Genomic DNA, 15828 nt, shown 5'->3' with positions numbered 1-15828 from the left:
TGATAATCATTTTTATCTAGCGGGGAGTCAGCCCTGCGTGGAGAGCTCCCGGCGTCGGCGGACTTCGACGTGGCTCCCACCCCCATCCGACCGGAAGGCAGCACCAGTGAGGGATGAAGCAGTCGTCCAGGCGCGGACCGCGCAAGGAGACTTCGGCGGTCGTGGCCGCCACGCGTCCACGGCGGTGCGTGAGGCGGTGGCACGCGCGCTTCGGATGGCGCCGGAGGAGTTGGACGACGACCGCGACCTCTTCGAGCTCGGCCTCGACTCACTGGCCCTGATGTCCCTGGTCGGTACCTGGCGGCGAGAGGGCAGCACGGTCACCTTCCAGGACCTCACGAGCAGTCCGACCCTGCGGGACTGGACGACCCTGCTCGCGCGGGCGTGGAGCGCCGGGACGGCCACCACCACGGCCCCGCCCGCCCCGTCCACGCCAGTCCCGTCCGCGCCGCAGGGTGCGGCGGAGTCGGACTCCTTCCCTCTCGCCACGATGCAGCACGCCTACTGGATCGGACGGCAGGACGGACAGCCTCTCGGCGGCGTCGCCGCGCACTTCTACGTCGAACTCGACGGCCGCGAGGTCGATCCGGCCCGGCTCGACACCGCCGTGCGGGCGCTCGTGCTGCGGCACGGCATGCTGCGAGCCGTCTTCGACGAGGAGGGCCGTCAGCGCTTCGCTGCCTCGGGTGCGCCCCTGACCGTCCACGATCTGCGGCAACGCACCCCCGCCGAGGCCGAGTCGGAGCTGGAACTGCTGCGTGAGGGCAACACCCACGCCCGCCCGGACGTCAGCTCCGGTGACGTCTTCCGCGCGGCCCTGTGCCTGCTCCCCGACGGCAGGACCCGCCTGCAGATCGACCTGGACATGATGGCCGGTGACGCGCTGAGCCTGCGGGTCCTCCTGTCCGACCTGCGCCGTTTCTACGAGAGTCCCGACGACCCGCCGCGCGGGCTCGGCCTCGACTACCGGCGCTACCTCGCGGAGTGCGACGTCCGCAGACGGGCCGACCGCGAGCGGGACGCCGCCTGGTGGCGCGAGCGCCTGCCGGATCTGCCACGGGCCCCGCGGCTGCCCACGACCGTCGACCCCCTGACCCCGGTCAGCGCGGACGACAGTACGCTGACCCACTCCCGCCGCCTGCACCACTGGCTCGGCCCCGCCGACAAGGCCGCGCTCATCGGCGCCGCCCGCCGGCACGGCCTGACCCCCGCCGCCGCCCTCGCCACCGCCTTCGCCGAGGTGATCGCCGCCTGGAGCGACAGCCGGCGCTTCCTCCTCAACCTGCCGCTGTTCGCCCGGGAGATGTTCGAACCCGAAGTCGCCGATCTGGTGGGAGACTTCAGCAGCTCGGTCCTGCTCGACGCGGACATGAGCGCCTCCCTTCCCTTCTCCCGGCAGGCCCGCGGCCTCCAGGAACGGCTGCAGGAGGGCATCTCCCACGGTGCGTACGGCGGAGTCGAGGTGCTCCGCGACCTCACCCGAGCCGAGGGGGTCCCGGTAACGGCTCCGGTCGTGTACACCAGCGCAATCGGACTGGGGGAGATCTTCGAGCAGGACGTCCAGAAGTCCTTCGGACACCCTTCCTGGATCATCTCGCAGGGCCCGCAGGTCTACCTGGACGCCCAGGTCACCGAACTCGACGGTGGCCTCCTGCTCAACTGGGACGTCCGGGACGGCGTGCTCGAGGCAGGCGTGCCCGACGCCGCCTTCGACGCCTACCGCCGCCTCGTCACACGCCTGGTGCGGGACCCCGGCACCTGGGCCCGGCCGGTGGACGGCCTGCTCGCCCCCGACGTCCTGCCCCGGCGCGCGGTAGCGGCCCTGCCGCCCACGCCCGTTCCGGACCGCGCCCTGCACACGCGCTTCTTCCGGCTCGCCGAGACCGAGCCGGGCCGCACCGCGGTCGTCCGCGCGACCGGCGACACGATCACGTACGGCGAACTCGCCCACGCGGCACGGAGCATCGCCGCGCTGCTGCGCGCGAACGGCGTGCGGGAGGGCGACACCGTCGCGGTGACCCTGCCCAAGGGCGCCGACCAGATTCCCGCTGTCCTCGGCATCCTGACCGCCGGCGCGGCCTACGCCCCCGTCGGCGTGGAACAGCCCGCCGCACGCCGGGAACGAATCCACTCCGTGGCCGGCGCCTCCGCCGTGCTCACCGACCGGGACCACGCCCACCTGTGCGAGGACGTCTCCTCGGCCCCGGTACTGCTCTTGGAGAACGCGTCGGGGACCCGGCCCGCACCGGTCGTCCAGCCGGACCCCGCCCTGCCCGCCTACGTGCTGTTCACCTCGGGCTCGACGGGACTGCCCAAGGGCGTCGAGGTGTCGCACCGGGCGGTCGTCAACACCATCGAGGCGATGGCGGACCAGCTCGGGCTCGGCCCCGCGGACCGCACGCTCGCGATCTCCGCGCTGGACTTCGACCTCGCCACCTGGGACATCCTCACCCCGCTGTCCCTCGGCGGTCAGGTGGTGGCCACAGGACAGGCGCACCGCCGCGACGCCCACCACTGGGCGCGGCTGGTGCGCACGCACGGGGTGACGCTGGTGCAGTGCGTGCCCGCCCTGCTGGACCTGCTGATGGCCGCGGGGGAGGACGAGGGCCTCGGGGACTCCCTGCGCATGGTCCTGCTCGGCGGGGACTGGGTCGGGCTCGACCAGCCCCGCAGACTCCGGGCCCTCGTCCCCGGCTGCCGTTTCGTGGCCCTCGGCGGCATGACGGAGGCCGCCGTCCACTCCACGGTGTTCGAGGTGGAGGAGACCGACCCCGTCTGGAAATCCGTCCCCTACGGCGTTCCGCTGCGCAACATGCGGGCCCGTGTCGTGGACGGACGGGGACGCGACTGCCCCGATCTCGTCCCCGGTGAGTTGTGGATCGGCGGCCCCGGTGTCGCCAACGGCTACCGCGCGGACCCCGAGCGCACGGCGGAACGCTTCGTCGGCCACGACGGTGAACGCTGGTACCGCAGCGGCGACCTGGCCCGCTACCGGCCGGACGGCGTGCTGGAGTTCCTCGGCCGCGCCGACCACCAGGTGAAGATCCGCGGCCACCGCATCGAACTGGGCGAGGTCGAGTCCGCGCTGGAGGACGACCCCGCCGTCCTGCACGCGGTCGCCTGCGTGCTCGACACCCCGGTACGCCACCTCGCCGCGGCCGTGTCCGTCCGGGGCGGGACACCCGACCCGGACGAGGTCCGCCTGCGGGTGGCGGAACGCCTCCCCGCCCACATGGTTCCCGAGCGCCTCCTCGTCCTGCGCGACCTGCCGCTGACCTCCAACGGCAAGCTCGACCGGACGGCCGTCCGCCGGGCGCTGGCCGAGGCCGCCGGCCGGCACGGCCCCCGCACGTCGGCGCCGACCGGTCCGGTGGAGACCGCCGTGGCGGCCGAGTGGGCCGACCTGCTCGGCGTGGCCGAAGTGGGGCGCGAGAGCAGCTTCTTCCTGCTGGGCGGCGACTCGCTCGTCGCGACGCGCGTGATCGGCCGGCTGCGCGCCGCGGGCTTCCCCGGCGCCCGCGTGGCCGACCTCTTCGCCCGCCCCGTACTCCGGTACTTCTGCGAGACGCTGCGCCCCGCGACGACCGACGACGAACCGGCACCGGCCACCCCTGCCGTCCTCCTGCCCGATCCGGACCATGCGCACGAACCGTTCCCGCTGACGGACGTCCAGGCCGCCTACCACACCGGCCGCGACCCCCGGTTCACCCTCGGCGGCGTCGGCACCTGGCACTACACCGAGTTCGACGGCACCGACGTCGACCTGGACCGGCTGGAGCGCGCCTGGAACACCCTCGTCGGGCGGCACGGCATGCTGCGCGCGGTCGTCGAGGACGGACACCAGCGCGTGCTGCCCGACGTGCCGCCGGTGCGCGTGCCGGTGGAGGACGCACGTGCCGGCGGCGCGGCGAGGGCCCTGGCCGGCCTGCGCGTCCGCCTGTCCCAGCAGGTCCGCGACCCCGCCCGGTGGCCGCTCTTCGCCCTCGAGGCGGTGCGCTACCACGCGGACGAGGGCGCCGACGAGAAGGGCCGCGAGGTACGGACCCGTATCGGCATCGGCCTGGACTACCTCGTGCTCGACGCGCTCTCCATCACCACGCTCTACGCCGAACTGAACGCCCTCTACACCGACCCGGAACACGAACTGCCGCCCGTGGACGTGGCCTTCCGCGACTACCTGACCCGCCTCCCGGCGGACCCGGGGCCGACCGCGCGGGCCCGCGCCCACTGGCAGGCCCGCCTGCCGGAACTGCCGCCGCCTCCCGCCCTGCCCTTCGCCCGGGACCCGGCGACGCTCGACGCCCCCGTCTTCACCCGGCGCCGGCTGAGCCTGCCCGCCGAGGACTGGGGAGCAGTGAAGCGGGACGCGGCCCGGCACGGCCTGACTCCGTCCACCGTCCTGCTCGCCCTGTACGCGGAGGTCCTGGCGGCCTGGAGCGGGTCCGACGCCCTGACCGTCACGCTCACCCTCTTCAACCGGCGTGACGTCCACCCCCACATCCACCGGGTGCTGGGTGACTTCACCTCCCTGTCCCTGGCCGGGTACCGGCGCGCGGGCACGTCCTGGCCGGCGGCGGCCGCCGCGCTGCAACGCCGTCAGGCGGAGGACCTCGACCACGCCGACGTGCCGATCGACTGGCTGCTGCGGGAGTTCGGCCGGCGCACGGGCACGGTGGACGCCGCCGCACCCGTGGTGTTCACCAGCGCCATCGGCGTCGGGGACGCGACGCTGGCCGGACCGGGCACCGGGTTCCCCGAGAAGGTCTGGGGCATCTCCCAGTCCCCGCAGGTCTGTCTGGACAATCAGGTCACCGAGGAGTCCGGGAACCTGGTCGTCACCTGGGACGCCGTCGAGGAGCTGTTCGCCGAGGGCGTGCTGGACGCGATGTTCGCCGCGTACGAGCGACTGCTGCGGCACCTCGTGGCCGGTGACCGGGAAGCACCGCTCCCCGACCTGGTGCCCGCCTTGCAGTACGAACGGCGGGCCGCCGCGGCACGGGAGGCCGCTCTGGAACCGGTGGCGCCGCGCCCGCTGCACCAGCCGTTCTTCACCCACGCGACGGCCACCCCCGACCGCACCGCCCTCGTCACGACGACGGGGGAGGAGGTGACCTACAAAACCCTCGCGCAACAGGCGCTGCGCGCCGCCACCGCGCTCGGCGACGCGGGCGTGCGGCCGGGCGACCTGGTCGCGGTCACCGTGCCCAAGGGCCCGGAACAGGTCGCGGCGGTCCTCGGCGTCCTCGCGGCCGGCGCCGCCTACGTCCCTCTGAGCCTCGAACAGCCCGCCGCACGGCTGGAGCGGGTGCGCGCCACCGCCGGCTTCGACGTCGTCCTGGGGAGCTGGCCCGCCCGGGAAGGCGCCGGCCCCCGCACCCTGTCCTTCGCGGACACGCAGGACCGCGAGCCGCTGAGCGCGCCGGGTGGGGCATCCTCCCAGGCCCTCGCCTACGTGATCTTCACGTCGGGCTCCACAGGGGAGCCCAAGGGCGTCGAGATCACCCACGCCGCCGCCTGGAACACGATCGCGGACATCAACGCCCGGCACGGGGTGTCCGGGGACGACCGCGTCTTCGCCCTGTCGGCACTGGACTTCGACCTGTCCGTGTACGACGTCTTCGGCCTGCTCGCCGCGGGCGGCTCCCTCCTGCTGCCCACCGACGACCAGCGCCGTGAACCGGCCCGCTGGCCGGGCCTGCTGGACCAGTACGGCGTGACCGTCTGGAACACCGTCCCCGCCCTGCTCGACCTGCTGCTCGACGCCGACGAGCAGGGCGGCCGGGAAGGCGGCCGGGAAGGCGGCCGGATCGGAGGGCTGCGGACCGCGCTGGTCTCCGGCGACTGGATCGGTCTCGACCTGCCCGCCCGGCTGCGGGCCCGGACCACGCGGCCCTGCGCCTTCGTCGCCATGGGCGGAGCCACGGAAGCCGCCATCTGGTCCAACACCCTCACCGTCACCGAACCGGACCCCCGGTGGGTCTCCATCCCCTACGGACGTCCCCTGACCGGGCAGCACTACCGCGTGGTCGACCGGGACGGCCGGGACTGTCCCGACTGGACGCCCGGCGAGCTGTGGATCGGCGGCGCGGGACTGGCCCGCGGCTACCTGGCCGACCCGGTCCGCACCGCCGAGAAGTTCGTCGAACGGGACGGGCTGCGCTGGTACCGGACGGGCGACCTGGGCCGGTTCCGGGGTGACGGACTGCTGGAGTTCCTCGGCCGGCTCGACAGCCAGCTGAAGATCGCCGGTCACCGCGTCGAGGCGGGCGAGGTGGAGGCCGCGCTGGAGGCGCATCCGGCCGTCGCGCGTGCCGCCGTCGTGGCCGTGGGGGAGCGCACCGCCAGGCGCCTGGTCGCGTTCGCCGTACCCCAGGACCTCACCGCGGGCGGCACGCCCGTGGACGGAACGGGTCCTGTCGAGTCCGGCACGCCTGCGGAGTCCGGCGCGCTCGTCGAGGATCCGGAGCTCATCGAAGGCCTGTTCGGCCTGCTGGCGGAGCGAGTGCCGGTCTACGCCGTCCCGTCCCGCATCCTGCTCCTGCGGGCCATGCCGCTCACCGCGAACGGCAAGGTCGACCGCGCCGCCCTTGCCGGCCTCGCGGGACCGGAGACGGTCTTCGCCGCCGCCGAACCGCCACGGGGCGAGACCGAGACGGCCCTCGCCGCGCTCTGGCACGAGTACCTGCCACAAGGGGCGCCGGACCGCAACGCCAACTTCTTCACCGTCGGCGGCGACAGCCTCACCGCGCTGCGCCTGCTCACGGCGATCGAGCGCCGCTTGGGGGCCACCGTGCCCGCCCGCCGCTTCTTCGCCGCACCGACCATCGCCGCGCTCGCCGCGGACGTCACCCGAACGCTCGCGGCCCACGGGACCGCCTACGAGACCGGAGAGCTGTGAACATCTCTGAACTGCTGGCCCGATACGCCGACGAGGGCGTGGTGCTGTGGGCCCAGGACGGACAACTGCGTTTCCGGGCCCCGCAGGGCCGGCTCACCGACACGCACCGAGCCGAACTGCGCACGCACAAGGAAGCCGTCCTGCGCCACCTCGAGGCGCCGGAGCACACGCTGCGCGCCGACCCCGGCAACCGCCACGAACCGTTCCCGCTGACGGACATCCAGGCCGCCTACCTCATCGGCCGCACCGACGCGTACGCCTACGGGGGCGTCGGCTGCCACGCCTACGTGGAGCTGGAGTACCCCGACCTGGACGTCGACCGCGTCACCTCCGTCTGGCGGGAGCTGATCCAGCGGCACGACATGCTCCGCGCCGTCATCCACCACGACGGCTACCAGCGGGTCCTGCCCGAGGTGCCCGCGCTCCCGGTCGGGACCGACGACCTGACCGCGCTGCCGGCCGCCACCGCCGAGGCACGGACGCGGCACACCCGAGCCCGGCTGTCCACCCGCGAGGCGCCCACCGACCAGTGGCCCCTCTTCGACGTGCACGTGACCCGGACCGCCGAACGGGCCGTGCTCCACCTCGCCTTCGACATGCTCGTCGTCGACCACGCCGGCCTGCGCATCCTGCTCGCGGAGTTCCAGCGGAGCTACGGCGGCACCGCCCTGACCGACGCACCGCGGATCACCTTCCGCGACTACGTCCTGGCCCGCCGCGCCCTCGCCGACACCGACGGCCACACCCGCGACCGCGCCTACTGGACCGAACGGCTCGACACCCTGCCGCCGGCCCCCGAACTGCCCCTCGCCGAGGGCTGGGAAGCCACCGTGAGCGGCCCTGGAGGAGAGGGCGGCGCTCCGGCGTCCGGTGACGCGGTGGCGTTCCGCCGGCTGGAGGCCCTGCTGCCCGCGGCCGACCGGGACCGGCTCGCCGAACGGGCCGCGCGGCGCGGACTGACCGTGCCGACGGCTCTGCTCACCGCGTACGCCGAGACGGTCGGCGCCTGGTCGCGGACCAGCCGTTTCACGCTCAACGTGCCCACGGTCGACCGGCCCGCCCTGCACGAGGACATCGACCGCCTCATCGGTGACTTCACGTCGCTCGAACTCCTCGCCGTCGACCTCGACGCCCCGGCCACCTTCGCCGAGCGGACCGGGGCCGTGGGTGAGCAACTCCTCGAAGACCTGGCACACCCGCTGTTCACCGGCTCGGAGGTGCTCGCCGAACTCTCCCGCAGGGCGGGTGCGCCGGTGCTCATGCCGGTGGTCTTCACCAGCGCCCTGGGCTCCGGCGCCACCTCCGAGGGCGTGCCCCCCGAGGTGACGTACGCCGTGACCCGGACGCCGCAGGTGTGGCTCGACTGCCAGGTCATGCACCGCGGTGACGCGCTCAGCCTGTCCTGGGACATCCGGGAGGGCGCGCTCGCCCACGGGGTGGCCGACGCCATGTTCGAGGCGTACACGGCACTCGCGCGGTCGCTGTCGGCCGAGGGCGAGGCCGGAGAGGCCGCCTGGGACGCGCCGGCCCGCACCGCCCTGCCCGAGGCGCAGGCGGAGCGCCGGAGCGCGGTCAACGCGACCGGGGGCCCGCTGCCGGACGTCCTGCTCCACGAAGCCGTACTGGCCCGGGCCCGGGCCACACCGGACGCGATCGCGGTCCGCACACCCGAACTGGCCCTGTCCTACCGCCGGCTCGTCGCCCGCGCGAGCCGTCTCGCCCAGACGCTGACGGCGTCCGGACTGCGCCCCGGGGAACCGGTGGCCATCTGGATGGACAAGGGCTGGGAGCAGGTCGTCGCCGTCTACGGCACCCTCATGGCGGGCGGCGCGTACCTGCCCGTCGACACGGCCCAGCCGCCGGCCCGCCGGGACACGATCATCGCGGACGCGGGCGTCCGCACCGTCCTCACCCAGTCCTGGCTCGCCGAGCTCGAAGACCTCCCGGAGACGGTGACGTCCGTGGCCGTGGACCTCGTCGAGGAGGCCGCCGGGGACGGTACGACAGTCGCCGTCCACCGGGACCCGGACGACCTCGCCTACGTCATCTACACCTCGGGCTCCACCGGCACGCCCAAGGGCGTGATGATCAGCCACCGGGCCGCCCTCAACACGGTCGAGGACATCAACCGCCGCTTCGCCGTCACCGAGCGCGACCGCGTTCTCGGCATCGCGGGACTCGGCTTCGACCTGTCCGTCTACGACCTGTTCGGACCGCTCGCCGCGGGCGCGACCCTCGTCCTGCCCCGGGCCGACCGGCGCGGCGACCCCTCCCACTGGGCCGAACTCGTACGCGACTTCGGCGTCACGGTGTGGAACTCCGTGCCGGGCCAGCTCCACATGCTGTGCGACTGGCTCCGCTCCGAGCCCCCCACCGACGACGGCTCACTGCGACTGGCGCTGATATCCGGGGACTGGATACCGGTCTCGCTGCCCGACCAGGCGCGCGAACTCCTGCCGGGCCTGGAGATCGTCTCCCTCGGCGGAGCGACCGAGGGCTCCATCTGGTCCATCGCCCACCCGATCGGCGAGGTGGACACCGCTCGCCCGAGCATCCCGTACGGCAAGCCCCTGACCAACCAGACCTTCGCCGTACTCGACCGGCACCTGCGGCCACGTCCCGAATGGGTCCCGGGTGAGCTGTACATCGGCGGCGCCGGCGTCGCCCTGGGCTACTTCGGCGACGAGGAGCGCACGGCACAGCGGTTCCTCACCGACCCCGCCACCGGAGAGCGGCTCTACCGCACGGGCGACCTCGGACGGTACCTGCCCGACGGGACCATCGAGTTCCTGGGCCGGGAGGACGCCCAGATCAAGATCCGCGGATACCGGGTCGAACTCGCCGAGGTCGAGGCCGCCGTACAGGCCCACCCGGCGGTAGCGGCCGGCGCGGTCGTCGTCGACGACTCGGCGGCGGGCGGGCGACGCCTGGCCGCGTTCGTGGAGACGGCCCGCAAGGACGGCGGGACACCGCGCGAGGAGGAAGAAGGGGAACGCAAGGACGGCGGGACAGCGCACGAGGAGAAGGAGAGGGAACGCGGAGAGGGCGGGACGCGACGCGCAGAGGGTGGAGCGGCACGCCAGGACGGCGGCGGGCCCGCCGTGACGAGCCGCGAGCAGGCGCGCGTGGCGGCCGCCGACGCCGTACGCGAAGCCTCCGCGGCCGTCGACGCCGCACGGCTCACCGACTTCCTGGCGGCCCTCGACGAGATGGCGATCGCCGAGATGACCCGGGTCCTCGCCGCCTCCGGAGTGCTCGACGGGCAAGCGGCGGTCACGGCGGAGGAGGTGGGCACGGCACTGCGCGCCACACCCCGCCACCGGCACATCGTGCGCCGTTGGCTGCGCGCCCTCGCCGCCCGGGACCGGCTCACCCACCGGGCCGCCGACGACACCTACACCGGCCTCGTCCCCGTCTCCGCGCCCGAGGCGGAGCGCCGCCGGCGGCTGGCCGCCGACCTGGAGCAGGAGATCGGGTGGAGCACCGAGCTGCTCACCGTCATGCGCACCTGCGCCGAGCGGCTGCCCGAGCTGGTCTCCGGGGAGGTCGGCATCCGCGACCTGCTCTTCCCGGGCGCGGCGACGGAGGCCGCGGACGCCGCCTACCGGGACAACCTCGCCATCCGGCACCTGAACCGCGCGGTGGCCGCCGCGCTGCGCGAGATCGCCGCGAGTCACACCGGTGAGGAGCGGCTGCGGGTGCTGGAGGTCGGCGGCGGCGTCGGCGGCACCACCGGGGAACTGGTGCCCGTGCTCGCCGAGTACGGCGTCGACTACCTGTTCACGGACGCCTCGGCGTTCTTCCTGAACGAGGCCCGCGAGCGCTTCGCCGACCACGCCTGGGTCCGCTACCAGCGTTTCGACGTCGACGAGGACCCGCGCGCCCAGCACCTGCCGCCCAACACCTTCGACGTCGTGCTCTGCGCCAACACGCTGCACGCCGCCGCCGACGCGGACGCCGCCGTGGGCAGGCTGCGGGAACTGCTCGTACCGGGCGGACAGCTCGTGTTCGTGGAGAACACCCGCGACGAGAACCTCCCGCTGCTCGTCTCCATGGAGTTCCTGGAGGTCGCCGGCCGGGCGTGGACCGACGTGCGCCGGCACACCGGACAGTCCTTCCTCACCCACACGCAGTGGCGTGAGCTCCTCGAGGGGCACGACGCGTCCGAGGTCACCTCGCTGCCCGACGCCCGGGACGCCCTGGCACTCACCGGGCAGGAGGTGTTCATCGCCACGCTGAAGGACGACCGGCACCACGTGCCGGTGGGGGAGCTGGCCCGTACGGCGGCCACCCGGCTCCCGGAGTACATGCTCCCCTCGGTGTGGCAGGTCGTCGACACCCTCCCCCGCACGGCCAACGGCAAGACCGACCGCGCGCGCCTGCGGTCCTGGCTGCCCCGGGAGAGCGCACCGGTCGTCGTGGACGAGCGGCCGAAGGACGAGCTGGAGAACAGCCTGGCCGACCTGTGGGCGGAACTCCTCGCGGTCGAACGCGTCACCCGCAACGACGACTTCTTCGACCTCGGCGGCGACTCGCTCCTGGTGGCCCGGATGGTGGGCCGGCTGCGTGAACGGATACCGCGGGCGGCGGACCTGGAGTGGGAGGTCGTCCTGCGCCACATGCTGCGCCGCCCCACGGTCGCGGGTCTGGCCGGGTTCCTGCGCGGCCTGGCCGGTCCGCAGGACGCGCCCGCGTCCGGTGCCGTACGCACGGACCCGGTGATCCACCTGCACGGCTCGCGTTCGCAGGACGAGCCGACGACCGTGCTGGTGCACGCGGGGACCGCGACGATCATGCCGTACCGGGCGCTGATCACCGAGGTCAGGCGCCGCTCGCCGGGCCTCGCCGAGGTCGTCGGCGTGGAGGTCCCGGACCTGGACGGCTTCCTCGCCGCACCTCCGGACGGACTCATCGAGCAGATGGCGGCCGACTACGCGCGCGCCCTGACGGCGGACGGCCGCAGCCGCTTCCACGTCGTCGGCTACTGCCTGGGCGGCCTGATCGCCACCGAGGTGGCCCGCAACCTGGCCGAGTCGGGAGCGGAGGTGGAGAGCCTCACCGTCATCAGCAGCCACAGCCCGCGCTTCCGCCTGGACGACGAACTCCTCGCCGAGTACTCCTTCGCCGTCATGATGGGCATCGACCCGGCCGACCTCGGCTTCCCTGACGACCAGTACCGGGTGGCCGCGGCGGCCGACGCCGTCCTGGCCGCCAGTCCCGGTGTGCTGACGGACGGCGGACTCGCCGCGCTGCCCGAGGAGTTCGAGGACGTCGCGGGCCGCTTCCGGCGACTGGCCGACGTTCCCCGTGCCACCCGTATCGCCCGGATGTGCGAGGCGGTGCCGGCCTCGGCCGGCACCTACGAACCCGACCACATGACCCGGCTCTTCCTCGCCTTCCGCCAGAGCGTCTTCGCGATCACCCGTTACGACGCGGAGCCGTACGCGGGTGACATCACCTTCCTGCGCCACGACGGCGCCTACCCCTTCCCCGGCAGCAAGGACGCCGTCACCGCCTACTGGGAGGAACTGACCCTGGGAGACCTGGACATCGTCGACATCGGCGGCGACCACTACAGCTGCCTGTCCGTCGAGCACGCGCCCGGCATCCTCAAGACCCTCGGTGAGCTGACCCGGGGGGCGATCACCCGATGACCAAACCCGTGATCGGGGTCCTGGGTGCCTCCGGGGCGGTCGGCCGGGCCGCCGTACGGGAACTGCGCGCGCTCGGCCACACCGGACTCCGCCTCGGCGGCCGTACCGCGTCAGCGCTGTGCGCGGTCGCCGAGGAGGATCCCGCCGGTCATGACGAGACCGTGTGGGCGGACGCCACCGCACCGGACGGCCTGCGCGCCTTCACCGACGGCTGCGACATCGTCCTCAACTGCGTCGGCCCCACCTACCGGCTCCGCGCCACGGTGGCCTCGGCCGCACTCGCCGCCGGAGCGCACTGCGTCGACGTGGCCGGGGACGACCCGGCCGCCGAGGACCTCCTCGAGGCCGGCGACCCGGCCCACGACGGCCGCACGGTCGTCCTGTCGGCCGGAGCCCTGCCCGGCCTGTCCAGCCTCCTGCCCCGCTGGCTGGCCGGGCAGGGTCTGGACGACGTCTCCGCGCTGACCGCGCACTGCGGCGGCCTGGAGACCTGTTCGCCGACGGTGGCGCACGACCTCATGCTCTCCCTCTCCTTGGGAGGCGCGGACGGCGCGGCCTACGGCGAGGCCCTCGCCGCCGTCCGCGGCGGCCGGCGGCTCTCGCGCGCCCTGCGCACGGCCGAGGACGCCGAACACCGGTCCTTCCCCGGCCGGGTGGCTCTCCAGCCCTATCTCAGCGGGGAGAGCGAACGCCTCGCCGACGTCCTCGGCCTGGACCGGCTCGACTGGTACAACGTCCACCCCGGCCCCGCCGTACGCGCGCTGCTCAACCTGCTGCCCGGCCGTCTCGCCGCCGGGGACGCCCCCGCCGAGCTGGCGGACCGGCTGATCCTCGCCGCCGACCTCGACCTGGCCGGACGAAGGCCCTACTACGTCATGGACTTCGAGCTGTCGGGCACCGCGTCCGGACGGCCGGCCACCGCGGGGCTGACCCTGCGCGCGGCCAGCAGCTACCGGCTCACCGCGGCCGTGGGCGCGCTCGCGGTGGACGCGGTACTGCGGGCCGAGGTACCGGCGGGGGTGCGCTTCGCCTGCGACGTGCTGGACCCCGACACCGTGGTGCGGCACCTGCGAACCCGGGGAGCCGCGGACCTCCGGCCTACCGGAGCGGCGGCCGGCGCCGATCAGGTGGAAGAGGGCGTGCTGTGAACACATCGACACCCTTGCGCGTGCTGGTCTGCGGCACCAACTTCGGCCGTTTCTACGCCGAGGCGGCACACCGTCGCCCCGGATACGAGCTGGCCGGCATCCTGAGCCGGGGTTCGGCCGCCTCCCGGGCGTACGCGGAGCGACTCGGCGTTCCCCACTACGCGGACGTCGACGACCTCCCGGCCGGCATCGACGCCGCGTGCGTGGCGGTCAGCTCCTCCATCTCGGGCGGCCGGGGCACCGAGGTGGCCAGGGCGCTCATGGACCGGGGCATCCACGTCCTCCAGGAGCACCCCGTCCACCTCACCGAGCTGACGGACAACCTCGGACACGCACGCCGCCGGGGAGTGCAGTACCGCCTCAACACCCACTACCCGCACGTCGCCCCGGTCCGCGACTTCGTCGACGCGGCCCGCAGGCTCGTCGCGCGACAGCGGCCGCTCTTCGTGGACGCCGCCACCCCGGTCCACCTCATGCACCCCCTGGTGGACATCCTCGGCCGGGCGATGGGCACGCTGCGGCCCTGGCGCTTCGCGGACCCGGCGCCGCTGCCCGCCGGGACCGGTCCGCAGCCGTTCCGCTCCCTGCACGGCGTGTTCGCCGGCGTACCTCTCACCCTGCGGGTGCACCACCAGCTCGACCCGGCCGACCGGGACAACCACGCCCTGCACTGGCACCGCGTCTCCATCGGCACGGAAGGCGGAGTCCTCACTCTGGCCGACACCCACGGGCCGGTCCTGTGGAGTCCCCGCCTGCACATCGGACGCGACGCCGACCGGCGCTTCGTCCTCGACGGACCGGGCACCGGCCGTCTGGGGCTCGCCACCACGTCCGTCGTCGGAAACACGGGAACCTTCCGCACCGTCTTCTCCGACCTGTGGCCGGAAGCGGTCGGCAGCGCCCTCGACGGGCTCCGAGAGGCCGTCGAGCAGGGTGGCGACGCCCTGCGCACGGGTCAGTACGACCTGGCCGTGTGCCGCATCTGGACCGACCTGGCCGCACGGCTCGGACCGCCCGAGATCGTCCGTCCGGCCACCCCTCGGCCCCTCGCGGTCAGCGACGTCTTCCCCGCACCGGAGCAGACCCGCGGCGACACGGACCAGGCCCGCAGCGACGCGGACCAGAGTCGTACCGACGAGGACCGCGTCCGCGTCGAACGGCCCCCCGCCGGTGGGCGAACCGGCACGGAACACTCCGGTGCGGACTCGCCTTCCGCCCCTTCCCACGCCTCGCCCTACTCCCCGTCGGCGGAGTTCTTCGACCTTGTCGCCGCCGAGCACACCGCGACCGCGAGCGCGCCCGCGATCGCCGCGCTCCTCGCCGACGCCGACCTGAGCACCGGGCCGGTGGTCGACATCGGCGCCGGCACCGGCCTGGTGACCGAGGCTGTCGCCCGTGCCCGGCCGGACGCCGAGATCCTCGCCTGCGAGCCGGCGGTCGGCATGCGTGCCGTGCTCACCAGCCGGGTCTTCAGCGATCCGGACCTGCGCTCCCGAGTCACCGTCACCGCGGACTCGGCTCCCGACCTGGACCTGCCGGACCGGGTCGGCGTCGTCCTGCTCTGCGGAGTCCTCGGCCACCTCGATGCCGACGAACGAGCCCGGCTCTGGCGGCGAGTGAAGCAACGGCTGGCCCCCGGCGGGCTGGTGGTCGTCGAACTCATGCAGTTCGAGGAGCCGTTGACTCTCTCCGAGACCAGGCTCGCCACCGCCACCGCCGGACGGCACCGCTACGAGTGGTCGTTCGCGGGAGCACCGGACGAGACGGAGGACGGTGTGATGCGCCTGCACTCCACCTGGCGCGTCTACCGGGACGACGCCACCCGGGCGGAGCGCGAGGTGCACGACTCCTACCGATGGGTGCCCTTCGGACTGAAGGACGTGGCGGCCGAGTCCGGGATGACCGCACGCGCCCTGTCCACCCGTCCCGGGGCGCCCCCGCTGGCCGTGCTCACCCGGGCACCGGACGCGCCGGACACGGCGCGTGAACCGGCCCTGCCGAAGGCGCGGACCGCACCGGACGGCCCGGGCACGCAACGCGCCACCACCCCGTTCGTCTCCTCCTCCTCCACCACCGCCACTTCCACCCCCGCCTCCACTTCCACCTCCACCGACGGCTGAGGACCACC

At 74.0% G+C, this 15828-nt stretch carries 4 protein-coding genes; all 4 read left to right on the top strand.

The features are described 5' to 3' along the window. Window positions 1–106: 106 nt before the first annotated feature. From ABEA26_RS01535 to ABEA26_RS01520, 4 genes are read left to right on the top strand one after another with little or no spacing between them, the layout of a single operon-like run. The gene (locus ABEA26_RS01535; RefSeq protein ID WP_345588397.1) at window positions 107–6898 is read left to right on the top strand and encodes an amino acid adenylation domain-containing protein; all 6792 of its coding nucleotides are present in this window, start codon (window positions 107–109) and stop codon (window positions 6896–6898) included. After that, complete coding sequence (locus tag ABEA26_RS01530) at window positions 6895–12552, top strand: non-ribosomal peptide synthetase (RefSeq protein ID WP_345588396.1); 5658 nt, start codon at window positions 6895–6897, stop codon at window positions 12550–12552. Before ABEA26_RS01535 ends, ABEA26_RS01530 begins: the two co-directional genes overlap by 4 nt. Next, window positions 12549–13700 carry a saccharopine dehydrogenase NADP-binding domain-containing protein gene (locus ABEA26_RS01525; protein ID WP_345588394.1) on the top strand — a complete coding sequence of 384 codons (1152 nt, stop codon included), beginning with the start codon at window positions 12549–12551 and terminating at the stop codon, window positions 13698–13700. The genes ABEA26_RS01530 and ABEA26_RS01525 overlap by 4 nt, the downstream gene beginning before the upstream one ends. Then, a complete protein-coding gene (locus ABEA26_RS01520; RefSeq protein ID WP_345588392.1) occupies window positions 13697–15820 on the top strand; it encodes a Gfo/Idh/MocA family oxidoreductase in 2124 nt (707 codons plus the stop codon). Before ABEA26_RS01525 ends, ABEA26_RS01520 begins: the two co-directional genes overlap by 4 nt. The last annotated feature ends 8 nt before the right edge of the window (window positions 15821–15828 follow it).

This window comes from Streptomyces marokkonensis, from assembly GCF_039539045.1.
GTDB lineage: Bacteria > Actinomycetota > Actinomycetes > Streptomycetales > Streptomycetaceae > Streptomyces > Streptomyces marokkonensis.
Note: the sequence above shows the minus strand (reverse complement) of the source record. Positions and strands in the feature narration are given on the sequence as shown.

Excerpts from the sequence above, each read along its gene's own strand:
- ABEA26_RS01525 (WP_345588394.1), top strand. The coding sequence starts at position 12,549 with ATGACCAAACCCGTGATCGGGGTCCTGGGTGCCTCCGGGGCGGTCGGC.